At 37.6% G+C, this 13,983-nt stretch carries 15 protein-coding genes; 12 read left to right on the top strand and 3 right to left on the bottom strand.

The window, feature by feature from the left end; all coding sequences use genetic code 11:
* From rpsG to BCL90_RS10160, 5 genes are all read left to right on the top strand, one after another.
* Positions 1-468 carry a 30S ribosomal protein S7 gene (rpsG, locus tag BCL90_RS10180; RefSeq protein ID WP_056097505.1) on the top strand — a complete coding sequence of 156 codons (468 nt, stop codon included), beginning with the start codon at positions 1-3 and terminating at the stop codon, positions 466-468.
* Positions 469-597: 129 nt separating this feature from the next.
* Positions 598-2,712 carry an elongation factor G gene (gene fusA / locus BCL90_RS10175; protein WP_121283879.1) on the top strand — a complete coding sequence of 705 codons (2,115 nt, stop codon included), beginning with the start codon at positions 598-600 and terminating at the stop codon, positions 2,710-2,712.
* Positions 2,713-2,849: 137 nt separating this feature from the next.
* Positions 2,850-3,155, top strand: coding sequence for a 30S ribosomal protein S10 (gene rpsJ, locus BCL90_RS10170; protein ID WP_008244591.1), 306 nt, complete (start codon positions 2,850-2,852; stop codon positions 3,153-3,155).
* A 100-nt stretch (positions 3,156-3,255) separates the two neighbouring features.
* A complete protein-coding gene (locus BCL90_RS10165) occupies positions 3,256-3,498 on the top strand; it encodes a hypothetical protein (protein WP_134380457.1) in 243 nt (80 codons plus the stop codon).
* Between the two features lie 126 nt (positions 3,499-3,624).
* A complete protein-coding gene (locus BCL90_RS10160) occupies positions 3,625-3,900 on the top strand; it encodes a hypothetical protein (protein WP_134380460.1) in 276 nt (91 codons plus the stop codon).
* 428 nt (positions 3,901-4,328) lie between these two features.
* On the opposite strand, the gene BCL90_RS10155 is transcribed toward BCL90_RS10160, so the two are convergent.
* Both BCL90_RS10155 and BCL90_RS10150 read right to left on the bottom strand, forming a co-directional pair.
* Positions 4,329-4,523 carry a YtxH domain-containing protein gene (locus BCL90_RS10155; RefSeq protein WP_121283876.1) on the bottom strand — a complete coding sequence of 65 codons (195 nt, stop codon included), beginning with the start codon at positions 4,521-4,523 and terminating at the stop codon, positions 4,329-4,331.
* A 10-nt stretch (positions 4,524-4,533) separates the two neighbouring features.
* Positions 4,534-4,896: a hypothetical protein gene (locus BCL90_RS10150; protein ID WP_121283875.1), complete on the bottom strand. Its 363-nt coding sequence runs from the start codon at positions 4,894-4,896 to the stop codon at positions 4,534-4,536.
* Positions 4,897-5,086: 190 nt separating this feature from the next.
* Between BCL90_RS10150 and BCL90_RS10145 the strand changes: the two genes are divergently transcribed.
* Positions 5,087-7,696 carry an MGH1-like glycoside hydrolase domain-containing protein gene (locus BCL90_RS10145; protein WP_121283874.1) on the top strand — a complete coding sequence of 870 codons (2,610 nt, stop codon included), beginning with the start codon at positions 5,087-5,089 and terminating at the stop codon, positions 7,694-7,696.
* A gap of 121 nt (positions 7,697-7,817) precedes the next feature.
* Entirely contained in the window at positions 7,818-9,161 is a 1,344-nt protein-coding gene (locus BCL90_RS10140; protein ID WP_121283873.1) for a deoxyguanosinetriphosphate triphosphohydrolase, read from the top strand.
* 225 nt (positions 9,162-9,386) lie between these two features.
* Here BCL90_RS10140 and BCL90_RS10130 read toward each other — a convergent pair whose 3' ends face one another.
* Entirely contained in the window at positions 9,387-9,998 is a 612-nt protein-coding gene (locus BCL90_RS10130) for a hypothetical protein (RefSeq protein ID WP_121283871.1), read from the bottom strand.
* Positions 9,999-10,171: 173 nt separating this feature from the next.
* Between BCL90_RS10130 and BCL90_RS10125 the strand changes: the two genes are divergently transcribed.
* From BCL90_RS10125 to BCL90_RS10105, 5 genes are all read left to right on the top strand, one after another.
* Positions 10,172-11,428 (top strand): prephenate dehydrogenase, encoded by a 1,257-nt coding sequence (locus tag BCL90_RS10125; RefSeq protein ID WP_121283870.1) that lies wholly within the window; start codon positions 10,172-10,174, stop codon positions 11,426-11,428.
* A 9-nt stretch (positions 11,429-11,437) separates the two neighbouring features.
* Positions 11,438-12,025 carry a hypothetical protein gene (locus BCL90_RS10120; RefSeq protein WP_121283869.1) on the top strand — a complete coding sequence of 196 codons (588 nt, stop codon included), beginning with the start codon at positions 11,438-11,440 and terminating at the stop codon, positions 12,023-12,025.
* Between the two features lie 195 nt (positions 12,026-12,220).
* Positions 12,221-13,054, top strand: coding sequence for a sulfite exporter TauE/SafE family protein (locus tag BCL90_RS10115; protein WP_121283868.1), 834 nt, complete (start codon positions 12,221-12,223; stop codon positions 13,052-13,054).
* A complete protein-coding gene (locus BCL90_RS10110) occupies positions 13,054-13,449 on the top strand; it encodes a DUF1634 domain-containing protein (RefSeq protein WP_121283867.1) in 396 nt (131 codons plus the stop codon). Before BCL90_RS10115 ends, BCL90_RS10110 begins: the two co-directional genes overlap by 1 nt.
* Positions 13,450-13,468: 19 nt before the next feature.
* The gene (locus BCL90_RS10105; RefSeq protein WP_121283866.1) at positions 13,469-13,852 is read left to right on the top strand and encodes a hypothetical protein; all 384 of its coding nucleotides are present in this window, start codon (positions 13,469-13,471) and stop codon (positions 13,850-13,852) included.
* Positions 13,853-13,983: the final 131 nt, after the last annotated feature.

The raw sequence follows: 13,983 nt of genomic DNA, 5'->3' as shown, positions 1-13,983 counted from the left end.
ATGAGAAAGTCAAAACCAAAAAAGAGAATTATTCTTCCTGATCCAAAATTTAATGATGTTCAGGTAACTCGTTTTGTAAACAATATGATGTACGATGGAAAAAAATCTATCGCTTATTCAATTTTTTATGATGCTGTTGAAATTGCTGAGAAAAAAGCAGGTGAAAACGGGTTAGAGATATTCAAACGCGCATTAACTAACATTATGCCAGCTGTAGAGGTTAAATCTCGTCGTGTTGGTGGTGCTAACTTCCAGGTTCCAACTGAGGTTAGACCAGAGCGTAAAACAGCTTTAGGTATGAAATGGTTAATTTTATACGCTCGTCGTCGTGGTGAAAAAACCATGAAAGAGAAATTAGCTGGTGAAATCGTAGCTGCTGCTAAAGGTGAAGGTGCTGCTGTTAAGAAGAAAGAAGATACGCACAAAATGGCTGAGGCTAACAAAGCGTTCTCTCACTTCAGATTCTAATTTAGGATTAACAGATTAGTAAGATTACACAGATTTAATTAGAAGATTATACTGATTAGATAAATTGCACCGATTTGTTTTAACATAATCGGTGTAATCATTTAAAATCAGATAAATCAAAAACATAACATGGCAAGAGATTTAAAATTTACAAGAAATATTGGAATCGCGGCTCACATTGATGCGGGTAAAACTACAACAACTGAGCGTATCCTTTATTATGCTGGTGTAAGTCATAAAATTGGTGAAGTGCACGAAGGTGCTGCAACAATGGACTGGATGGCACAAGAGCAAGAGCGTGGTATTACCATTACTTCTGCTGCAACTACTGTTGATTGGAATTACAGAGGTCAAAAGTATCACGTTAACGTGATTGATACTCCGGGGCACGTGGATTTTACCGTTGAGGTAAACCGTTCACTACGTGTACTAGATGGATTAGTATTCTTGTTTTCAGCTGTTGATGGTGTTGAGCCTCAATCAGAAACAAACTGGCGTTTAGCAAACAACTACAGTGTGCCTCGTATTGGTTTCGTTAATAAAATGGACCGTTCCGGAGCAGACTTTTTAAAAGTTGTTAAACAGGTTAAAGAAATGTTGGGTAGTAATGCAGTTCCATTACAATTACCTATCGGATCTGAAGACGGATTTAAAGGTGTGGTTGATTTGATCAACAACCGTGGTATTGTTTGGAATGAGCATGATAAAGGGATGACCTTTACTGAAGTGCCAATCCCTGATGATATGATTGATGAGGTTGCTGAGTGGAGAGAGAAATTACTTGAATCGGTTGCTGATTATGATGAGTCGTTAATGGAGAAATTCTTCGAAGCGCCAGAAACCATCACAGAACGCGAAGTTTTAGATGCTTTACGTGCAGCTGTTTTAGATGCTAAAATTGTACCTATGGTTTGTGGTTCATCTTTCAAAAACAAAGGTGTACAAACGATGCTTGATTATGTGATGGAATTATTGCCTTCACCTATGGATAGTGAAGGTGTTATTGGTACAAACCCAGATACTAACGAAGAGGTTTTATTAAAACCAAGTATTACTGAGCCATTTGCAGCTTTAGCTTTTAAAATTGCAACTGACCCATTTGTAGGGCGTTTATGTTTTATCCGTGTTTACTCGGGTAATTTAGAAGCTGGTTCTTACGTTTATAACACACGTTCAGAAAGTAAAGAGCGTATTTCCCGTATCTTCCAAATGCATGCTAACAAGCAAAATCCTGTGCCAAATGTGGCTGCTGGTGATATTGCTGCGGTAGTTGGCTTTAAAGATATCAAAACAGGTGATACACTTTGTGATGAGAAAAACCCAATCGTTCTTGAGTCAATGGATTTCCCAGAACCAGTTATCGGTTTAGCTATTGAGCCTAAAACTCAGGCTGACGTTGATAAATTAGGTATTGGTTTAGGTAAATTAGCTGAAGAGGATCCTACATTTAGAGTGCAAACAGATCAGGAAACTGGTCAAACTGTTATCTCTGGTATGGGTGAGTTACACTTAGATATTTTAATTGACCGTTTAAAACGCGAATTTAAAGTAGAGGTTAATCAAGGTGCACCGCAGGTAGCTTACAAAGAAGCTATTTTCGGTTCAACAACACACCGCGAAACATACAAGAAACAATCAGGTGGTCGTGGTAAATTTGCTGATATTTCAGTAATTATCTCACCAATTGATGCTGATTTCGAAAAAGGTGGTTTGCAGTTTGTAAACGAAATTACAGGTGGTTCAATTCCTCGTGAGTTTATCCCTTCAGTAGAAAAAGGTTTTGCTGCTTCTATGGCAAATGGTGTATTAGCTGGTTATCCACTTCCTGATATGAAAGTTCGTTTAACGGATGGTTCATTCCACGCGGTCGATTCAGATGCTTTATCATTTGAGCTTGCTGCTAAAATGGCATACCGTGAGGCTTTACCTAAATGTAAACCTACTTTGATGGAGCCAATCATGAAAATCGAAATCTTAACCCCTGAAGAAAACATGGGTGATGTGATCGGTGATATGAACCGTCGTCGTGGTCAGTTATTAGGTATGGATACCCGTAACGGATCTCAGGTAATTAAAGCAACTGTGCCTCTTTCTGAAATGTTTGGTTATGTAACGCAGTTACGTACCATCACATCAGGCCGTGCAACTTCTACCATGGAATTTGACCATTATGAAGCTGCGCCTAAAAACGTACAGGATGAAGTAATTGCTAAATCTAAAGGCAGAATAAAATCTGAAGACTAATTAGTATTAAGATAAAAGTATCAAGTATCAAGATGGATCATCAGTCTTGATACTTGATACTAAATACTTGCTACTAAAATGATAAATCCGGTTTCTGTTGTTAATAGCTCTAACAGGAAACCATAATTAAAAATAAGATGAGCCAAAGAATCAGAATTAAATTAAAATCTTACGATTACAATTTAGTAGATAAATCTGCTGAGAAAATCGTAAAAACTGTTAAACCTACAGGTGCAGTGGTAAGTGGTCCGATTCCACTTCCTACAGAGAAAAAAATCTTTACTGTTTTACGTTCTCCACACGTAAACAAAAAAGCTAGAGAGCAATTTCAATTGTGCGCTTACAAACGTTTATTGGATATTTATAGCTCTAACTCTAAAACAGTTGATGCTTTAATGAAACTTGAATTGCCTAGCGGTGTTGAAGTTGAAATCAAAGTTTAATTGATTTTAAAAAGAACAGAAAAGGTCTCGATGCAAATCGAGGCCTTTTTTTATGCATTCAAATTCCAAAACAAAAGCTGTGCAGACTGGTTGTACTAATATGACTAATAAGGATAAGGAACAGGAAGAATTACCAATTGAGGGACAGGATTTTGCCGACCCAAAGGAAGAACTAACAAATAAACCTTCTTCACATGGGGAAGTGGCCAATCAAAAAGGTGGTGATTTTTCAGAACTGGAAAAAAGCAGAATGGAAAATCCACCAAAACATCGTGATGAAAATGGATCAACCAAAGAAGATTTGGATAGTAGTACAGAGATTGATCAAAGTGAAGGTGTATAGTAACTGCAATTGACTGGCGGATCGGTAAGAAGAGATGGAAAGACTGGGCAATATATAATGGGATCTGTTAAACTTTTTTTATTGTACCAATGTTGTTAAAGGAGACTATCTACAAATAAAATGGCTATGGAAAGTAATGAAAATAAAAATATTGATCCTAATGGCGGGGTTAATCAAAATGACGAGCACATAGAATGGGATAATGGTGAGGCTACTTACGGCCATAAACGCACTGATTTTAAACGTAAGGATGAACCAGAGGCATCGCATTTATTGAAAACAGAAAATGATCCTAATCATGCTGTAAATGAAAATTTAAATAATTCGAATTTAAGCCAGGGTGAAGACATTGGAAACAGAAACAAGAATAATGAGAAGGGTTTAAGTGGGAAAGATTTATGATTTAGTTATAAAGAGACTATTCTTATTGAATAATCCCTTTACAAGACTTATGCATTTTCCGGTAGATGGAATTTATTTAGGATCCGACAACTGTAATGCGTTAATTAAGTAGCAAATGCCCTTAAATAGTTAGTTAATGATTTTTTAATCTTTGTCGCGAATCCTACAGTACAGCAAATTTCAAGAACTTATGGTAAATTCACAAAGAATCCGGTTTTAAGATATTGATATATATCAATTTTGTGTTTGGGTAATGTGCAATGATTAAGCCCAAACCTGGATTAATAAACTGCCTTTAAAAATCTGGTAAATACATTCAATTTCTCAGTACTTGCACTCACCTGTGCAGCGGAAAACTCCGTATTAAATCTGGCCTTAAGCGGGTTTACCTAAGGTAATTTAATTGAGTGATAATCTAATAAACATTATTAATATAACTCGCTGGTTTGCCGGTAATCCTGCCTTATTTTTGAGGCGTAATTATTAATTTCATCTATATATTCCGGAACTCTTTCCTTAAAGTCATCAATTAAAGATTTTCCATCAGTTGCACGCTTTTTTGTGGCATATTTAAAGCCATATACAGCTGCTGCGCCTAAAATTGCATATTTTAATAATCCCATAACCGTCTCTTTATATTCCTGTATTTAATGCATGGTTTTCATCATCCTCATTGATGCCGGCATTTGTTTTAAAATCTTCAGATGAACTTCCGGTATGGCTTTCAGCACTCTGTATGGTTGGGTTTTTATCAGCACTGTTATATGCATCATCGCTAAGCGAATCTTTACCCTGTGTACCAGAATTATCGAAACCATCTTTTGCTAAAGGATTGCCTTTAATCAGTTCGCTTGGTTCCTTTCCATAAGCGGTTACAACATTGGTATCTTTACCCTCTTCGTAAGCTTTCTGCACATCAGATTTTTCTTCCTTTCCACCATCTGGTCCTACGTAACCCTCAGTGTGTTCTTCCTTATTATAGATGCTCGTTTTCATATAAATAAATTAAATCTCATTTAAACAACGTTTCTGAAACCAAAAGGTTTGTATTTTATTATTGAGTTCGTGACTTAAAACTTAGAATATATTTACTTTAATCATGGATATTTAACTTCATATTAATAAGCTGAAAGCTAACTGGTAATTGGTATAGTTTTAGCAATTGGACTATAGCTAATATTTAAATATGAACAAGGCAGAGCAAAATCGGATTAATCAACAATATGCCAATCAAAAAGCATGGCTTAAGTGGGGACCATACCTTACTGAGCGACAGTGGGGAACTGTGAGGGAAGATTATAGCCCCAATGGAAATGCCTGGGATTTTACAACGCATGATACAGCGAGGAGTAAAGCCTTTAGGTGGGGTGAGGAAGGATTAGCGGGCATAAGTGATGATCAGCAACTGCTTTGTGTAGGATTAGCTTTATGGAATGGCAAGGATGCTATTTTAAAAGAACGGCTTTTTGGTTTGAACAATTCAGAGGGTAATCATGGAGAAGATGTTAAAGAACTTTATTATTATTTGGATAATACGCCCATGCATACCTATATGCAAATGTTGTATAAATATCCACAGTCTGCTTTCCCTTATGCTAAGCTTGTAGATGAAAACGCCAAACGATCCAGACAGGAACCCGAATTTGAATTGATGGATACAGGTATATTTGATGGAGATAAATATTTTGATGTTTTTATCAATTGTGCAAAAAATGATGTAGATGATTTGCTCATTAATTATACCATTTTTAATAGAAGCAATGAAGATGCCAATCTTCATATTTTACCACAGTTATGGTACCGTAACAACTGGAGTTGGGATGGCGCTACAGCTAAACCTGCAATTAGCAGTATTGGACAAAATAAATTGCTTTTGCATTCAGAAAAGCTAGGTAAATTTTATTGTTATGCAGATGGTAAACCTGAATTTTTATTTACCGATAATGAAACCAATAATGAATGTTTATATCAATCAGCCAACGCATCAGATTTTGTAAAGGATGGTATAAACGACTATTTGATAAACGGAAATAGAAAGGCCATAAATCCTGCCAAAACAGGAACCAAAGTCGCAGTTCACTATACCAAGCTTATTCCTGCAAAACAAAGCATCAGCATAAAATTAAGATTAAGCTGTAACCAGTTAGAAGCACCATTTGAAGATTATGATCAGATTTTTGAAGTGCGTAAAAAAGAAGCCAATGAGTTTTATGCAGATAAATACGCTGTGGATTGCAGTGATGAAGAAAAAATGCTGCAACGGCAAGCTTGGGCGGGTATTTTATGGAATAAGCAGTATTATAATTATGATGTAAATGCCTGGTTAAAGGGCGATGCGGGTTTACCTAAACCAGCACAAGAAAGAGCATGTGGTAGAAATTACCATTGGAGCCATTTTACGGCTAAAGATATTGTTTTAATGCCTGATAAGTGGGAATACCCTTGGTTTGCTGCCTGGGATCTTGCTTTTCATTGCATAGCGCTTGCGCCTGTAGATCCCGATTTTGCCAAACAGCAATTGCGATTGTTATTAAACAATAGTTATATCCATCCAAACGGACAATTACCCGCATACGAATGGGATTTTACAGATGCAAATCCGCCGGTGCATGCGTTGGCTTCTTACAAGGTTTACCTGGTAGATAAGAAAATTAAAGGAACCGGTGATTTAAAGTTTTTAGAAGAGGTATTTCAGCGCCTACTTCTCAACTTCACCTGGTGGGTTAATCAAAAAGATAGCGAGGGGAACAATATTTTTGAAGGTGGCTTTCTGGGGCTTGATAACATCGGGGTGTTTAACCGCAGTGAGCCCGTTCCCGGCGGTGGTTTTTTGGAGCAAGCCGATGGCACCAGCTGGATGGCTATGTATGCTTTGAATATGCTTCAAATAAGTATAGAACTAGCCTTACACGATCCGTTATATGAAGATATGGCAATAAAATTTGCACAACATTTTTTATTTATTGCCGGATCAATTGATAATATGGGCGATCATCACATTGGATTATGGGATGATCACGATGGTTTTTACTACGATTTATTACGTAATCCCAATGGAGGTTGGGATCGGTTACGCCTTCGCTCTCTTGTTGGTTTGATCCCCATGTTCGCGGTAATCGTTTTTAGCGATAAAGATTGGAAAGACTTGCCAAAACTTAGGTCTCATTTGGAAGCTTTTATGCTTCAACGACCTGATTTGGTACAGCTAGTGAGCCATTGGGCAGATAAAAGTGGAAATGATAAACACTTGTTTTCGCTTTTGCGTGGCCATAGGATGAAAATGCTTTTGCGCAGAATGTTGGATACTACCGAGTTCCTCTCTGATTTTGGTATTCGATCGGTTTCTAAAATTTATGAAACACAGCCTTTTAGTTACTGGTTAAATGGAAGTGATTATTCTGTAAAGTACACACCTGCAGAAAGTGATACAGGTATGTTTGGTGGAAACAGCAATTGGCGCGGACCAATTTGGATGCCTTTAAACTATTTATTGGTTGATGCCTTAAAACATTTTCACGAATACTATACAGATGATTTTAAGGTAGAATATCCAACAGGTTCCAACGAATATTTCTCACTGAATGAAATTGCAGATTTGTTGAGCAAAAGGATGAAAAATTTATTCCTTAAAAATGATAAAGGTGAGCGTGCGGTATTTGGAGGCTATCCCAAATTAAATCACGACGAGCATTTTAAAGATTACATTTTATATTACGAGTACTTTAACGGTGACAATGGAAAAGGCCTGGGCGCTAGCCATCAAACCGGGTGGACTGCTTTGATTGCCCTTTTATAGACGTAAAAATTGTTCATACCATATATTACACTCTATAGGCTTAAAAAATCAAAGGTTTTAAAAACGAATCTTTTTATTAAAGCACTTGAATCATTAACTTCGCCCAAAATTAATTGAACGCATGGAGTGGAAATATTTACTATCAAATAAAAGGTACGGACAAGAACAGTATGGTGCCAGTACCGATCGTGCGCGTTCTGATTTCCAGCGTGATTATGACCGGTTAATTTTTTCATCTCCATTTAGAAGATTGCAGAACAAAACCCAGGTTTTCCCCTTGCCGGGAAGTGTTTTTGTTCACAATCGCCTTACGCATAGTTTGGAGGTGGCAAGTGTGGCCCGTTCAATGGCAAATATATTTTTAAAAAGTATAGAAGAACATCAGCCGCAACTCATTAAAGATGTTCCTTTAATTAATGAAGTTGGTAATATTGTCGCGGCGGCGGCTTTAGCACACGATTTGGGTAACCCGGCTTTTGGCCATTCAGGAGAAGCAGCCATCTCGCGCTATTTTACCGATGGTGATGGTAAGGTTTACCAGAAAGAAATGAGCGAAACACAATGGCACGACTTGATTAATTTCGAAGGAAACGCGAATGCCATCCGCATTCTTACTCATCCGCTAAAGGGAAAAGGAAATGATGCTTATGCGCTTACTTATTCTACTTTGGCCTCTATAGCTAAATATCCATGTGCCTCGATTGCCGGTAAACAAAAAGGCCTTTTGCACCGTAAAAAATACGGTTTCTTCCAGTCAGAAGAAGAGAGTTTTAAAAAGATTGCAGCCGAACTTCACCTGGCGCAGGAAGATAATGAATACCTCATTTATAAACGCCATCCTTTGGTTTACCTGGTAGAAGCTGCTGATGATATTTGTTACAGCATCATTGATCTGGAAGATGCACACCGTTTAAAAATTCTGTCGTATGAAGAGGTGAAAAACTACCTGTTACCTTTTGCCAATTCAACAACAATAGAAGAACGTTTAAAAAACGATTACGAAGACGATGATGCCAAAATTGGTCTGCTCCGTGCTAAAGCGATTAATACCTTAACCAACCAATGTGCATCCATATTTTTTAGAGAACAAGAAAAACTACTAAAGGGTGAACTTAACCATAGTTTAACCGATTTACTACCCGAGCCCTACATTTCGGCCTGGAAAGCTGTTGAAAAAATTTCCGTAGAGCGCATATACAATTTCTCTTCAGTTATACAGAAAGAGGTGGCAGGTTACAAAATTATGGCTGGTTTATTAGAAGAGTTTGTTCCTGCACTTATTCATAATAATACACACTATTACAAAAAACTGGTTAAACTTATTCCTAAGCAATATCATACCGATTTGACCGATATTTATTCTATTATACAGAGTGTGCTGGATTTTGTTTCTGGAATGACAGACCTATATGCTGTAGATTTATACCGGAATATTAAGGGAATATCTTTTCCGTCAGAAACCTAAAGCTATGGCTTTTAGGTAAAATATTCCTACACACATACAATTTTGCCAATTGAAAGGAACTGGTATCTCGCTTCGGTCGGCTTATGTGGCCAAATGTCGCTACTATGTGTTTCAGTGGTGTCAGATGTTGCCATCTGACACTCATTCAATTTGAACAATCTGGTCATTGTGCCAGATACAAGCAATTTCTCCGTGTTGATCTGTGCATCTGTGGCCAGATTTTTTTTATCTTCCTCTTCCATCATCCCATTTATTCCGTTCGTCCTGAAGCTCACGGGCAAGTTTCATTTCTTTATCTTTTGCCTTTACTTTATGCGCCTGAAATTCATCGGCTACTTCCTGGTAAAGCGATGTTCTGTACTTTGCTTCGTGCCTTAATTTGCCAGATTGGAAAATAACAAAGGCCAAACCTATACCTAACAGAATAATAATTGTCCACACAATGGTGTTATAAGTGCCTTTATCAAAGGAAATTCCTAAAAACTTAATTTCGTTAACCGAAGCGGTAGCATTGGCCAGCGAACTCTCTTTTCCGGTTACTTCTCCTTTTAAACTCGAAATATTGCCAGCCTGTGCTTTAATTTCCTGCCTGGCTTCCTGCAATTGCTTGCGCTCCTTTTTCAGCGTATCGTTAACACTTTTCCATAAAGATGATAACCTTGAAGGATTGATCAATCTTGCGCCATACAAACTTTTAGATTTTTTTAACATGAACTGATACTGTCCATTTAGAGATGGATCAGTATTCTTTGTCGTGTCTGGCTTAACTTGCCCAAACGCAACGTTTAAAAATAGCATAGCGCCTAAAAACAATAGGGTGTGTTTAATTTTCTGCATAGTTTAAATATAGGTGTTTGAATGTAAAACTACATTTTTATCTATTTCCCTGTTTAATATTTTTAAGTGAAGTTTAGGAAGAATAGATCAAAGATGTTTGTGTTTAACATGTTAAATAACAATTTTATCTAAGTTTTATTATAAAATTATTTGCGATAGGTTACATTTGTTTCATGCAAATAGGAATTATTGGTTTAGGCGATATGGGCAAATTGTACGCTGTATCGTTTGTAAATGCAGGTTATAAAGTATTTGGGGCAGATATGCCCTTACGTTTTGCAGATTTAAAAAATGAGCTGGAGCCAAAAGGAATCGAAGTTTTAATTGATGGCCATGAGGTAGCGCGTAAATCTGACTTTATCATCTATTGCGTTGAAGCCGAAAAAATTGATGAAGTGGTAGCTGTTTTTGCACGATCTACTAAATATGGTGCAATTGTTTCGGGTCAAACATCGGTTAAACATCCGGAAATTGCTGCTTTTGAAAAATACCTTCCAAACGATACCCAGATTGTAACCTGCCATTCTTTGCATGGTCCTGCTTTTAGTCCTGAAGGGCAAACACTTGTGGTGGTGCGTCATCGTGCTACAGATGAGGTTTATGCACAGGCCCTCGAGATTTATAAATCTTTAAAATCGAACATTATTGAAATGGACGATTACAGGGAACACGATCGTATTGTGGCCGATACACAGGCTGTAACGCACATGGGTTTCGAGAGCATGGGTTCTGCCTGGAAAAATGCTGGTTTCTTCCCATGGGATAACCCTGCCTATGCGGGTGGAATTGATAATGTAAAAATATTGACGACACTAAGGATTTTTAGTTATAAATCTCACATTTATGCAGGTCTGGCTATTTTAAACCCTTATGCACAAAAACAGGTAAAATATTATGCCCAGGCAGAATCTGAACTGTTTAAGCTGATGATCTGTGAAAATGAAGCTGAGTTTAGGGAAAAGATTTACGCGGCCCGCGATTTTGTTTTTCATGAAAGCAGGTCACTTTTGCTATTGGACGATAATATCATGAAAGAATTCAGTCTATCGGATGCCAGTCATAAGCAAAAACCCAATTCACATTTAAGTTTGTTGAGTATGGTATATGCCTGGTATAAAATGGGCGTAAATCCTTACGATAATCTGATCTGCCAAACGCCTCCTTTTAAATTGAGATTGGGTATTGCCGAATATCTTTTCAAGAATGAAGAAATGCTCGAAGAATCGATTCATACCGCTTTATATGATAAATCTATTCGCGGCGACGATTTGGAATTCCATACCGCTGTGCACGAATGGGCATCGATTATTGGTTATGGTGATTTAAAAGGATACAAAGAACATTTCGAAGCTGCCAAATCATTTTTTGCCAACCGTTTAAATGATGGTAGGGATTTGAGTGCAGAAATGATTAAGCGATTGGGTAAGTAACCACTGAGGATGAAAACCATTTTAAATAAATATGAACTGGTTTCGCAGCTGGAGCGAGAACTAAAAGAGATCGAAATACTTTGTGGTGAGTACGATAACGGAAACGAATCTGTTATCTATCCGATTGCAGAGCGAATCGTGGTGATATTCCATAACTCTGATCAGGCAAAAGCATTGGTGAGTCAGCTTAAATTAAGTCATCTTGATCTGTATTGTAGTTCTGAGATTTACAACTCCAAAAGCCTCACCAATTTTATCGGTTTGTTAAAACTGACACATCGTGCCGGAAAGGGGTGGAGATATTTGGCCAAATTAGATCGTTCTGCTTTAACAACCGTATCGCAAGAAAACTGGTGGAACAATAAAAAAGTGATTGTCGATTCGGATGGTTTGCCTTTTACCAGAGCTAAAATAATTAAATCGCTGGCTAATTCCAGTTCATTGTTGCTTAACACTTCAGGCTGGACGGTTAAAGATGCCGAAGGCAACAAATCAACTATTTCTCCAATAGCCGAAACAGTAAGGCAAATTGCTTTTGAACTACTTGAAAGTTTTTGGGGTGTTGATTTGAGTAAGGAAAGCAAGCTTTATAAGTAATTATGGAATGAGAGAATAATTGAATTTTGAATGAATCAATTATTGAATGAGTAAACGCCTATTCTTCTCTATTATAAAACTCACCTACTCAATCATTCACTCATTTAAAATTCTATTTATCCATATAACATATAGACTTTATTTTATTCGCTTAATCTTTCGTTTCCCCAAAAACAGTGCATTATATTTGCCCGCATGTCGGTATTGCTGTTTACGATTATCGTTTTATTAGGTGCCTTTTTAGCCGGATTATTAGGTTCGCTAACAGGCTTAGGCGGAGGGGTAATTATTATTCCATTACTTACTTTAGCCCTGGGTGTAGATATTCATTATGCCATTGGTGCATCTATTGTTTCGGTAATTGCTACCTCTTCAGGCTCGGCTGCAGCTTATGTGAAGGAGGGCATCACTAATATCCGGATCGGGATGTTTTTAGAGATCGCAACCACAATAGGGGCGGTGTGCGGGGCAATTGTAGCCGTTTACCTCAATGCCAATTACATCGCCATTCTTTTTGGCTGCATTCTCATCTTTTCTGCCATCATGACTTTAAAGAAAAAGGTAGACCATAGCACTTTGGATGATACCGATAAATGGGCCAAATTTTTTAAACTGAACGGGTCTTTTCCCGATAAAGGTGTTGATCATCCTTATGCTGTAAAACATGTGCCAGGCGGTTTCCTGATGATGCTTTTTGCAGGAACATTGTCGGGTTTGCTAGGTATTGGGAGCGGGGCCTTAAAAGTAATCGCGATGGATAACATTATGCGTTTGCCCTTTAAGGTATCAACCACCACCAGCAATTTTATGATGGGTGTTACCGCTGCAGCAAGTGCGGTGGTGTACCTGCACCGCGGGCAGATTGATCCTGGTATTGCCATGCCAGTCTGTATCGGGGTTTTAACAGGCGCTTCTTTAGGCTCTAAAGTTTTATTAAAGGCAAAAACAGATAAACTGAAAATTGTATTTGCCGTAGTGGTTGCCTTTTTGGCTCTGCAGATGATTTATAAAGGAATAAGCGGATTATAATGGGGACAGCAAAAAAAGAAAATCTGAATGATAAAGATATCCAGGTAATTCTGGGGACACTTTTGCGTGCAGGCGTAATCATTTCAATGAGCATTGTGTTAATCGGTGGCGCCATTTTCCTCATCCATAATAAAGGGGCTGTTACCAACTATAAAGTTTTTAAACCCGAGCTGAACAATTTTTCTTCCATCGCTGCGATATTTAAAGGTGTATTAACCTTTCAGGGTGATGCCATTGTACAGTTTGGGATTCTGATGCTTATTTTTACGCCGATTGCCCGCATTGTTTTTGCTATTTTTAGCTTTTTAATAGAGCGCGATTACCTTTACGTACTCATTGGGGTAATTATTTTAACCATCATAACCATCAGTTTAAATGGTGGGATAGCACATTAATTTTCGCTTAATATTATTATTGCAATATAAAGTAATAGGACTTGATGGAAAGGCCGATGCCATAGCTACAAAGGGGATACAGCTTTTTCCTGATTTCTTATATTTAAGGTTTTATGTGGCCCATGCTGCAATGGTTGATGGTGAGTTGGAAAAGGGCTTAAAGTTATTGAATAAAAAGTATAACCTTGGTGAAGCATTTCCACAGCGAACAGCATTTGCCAAAGGTGAGTTTATGCTTTTTTATGCTGCATTGTGCCAATATTTTATGGCTAATGACAGTTTAATTGATGCCATCACCTGTAGCGATGCACTGATTATTGAAATTTATAAATACGCATGTAGTGAAAATGCGATACTTGATCTTTTACAGCTTATAAAAGCCAGACTGGGAGACGTATACTAAAATGCGAATGTTGATCAGATTAAAGCATTTTTAAACCAGGAATATGATCTAAATTGCTTTCAGTCAAATATATAGCTATGGCTTTAAACGCTCCAATAGCCCATTAACCTTACTTTTCAGGTTAAATCCCA

The organism is Pedobacter alluvionis (genome assembly GCF_003664035.1).
Taxonomy (GTDB): domain Bacteria; phylum Bacteroidota; class Bacteroidia; order Sphingobacteriales; family Sphingobacteriaceae; genus Pedobacter; species Pedobacter alluvionis.
The sequence above is the reverse complement of the archived record's forward strand: the minus strand, read 5'-3'. Positions and strand labels throughout refer to the sequence as shown.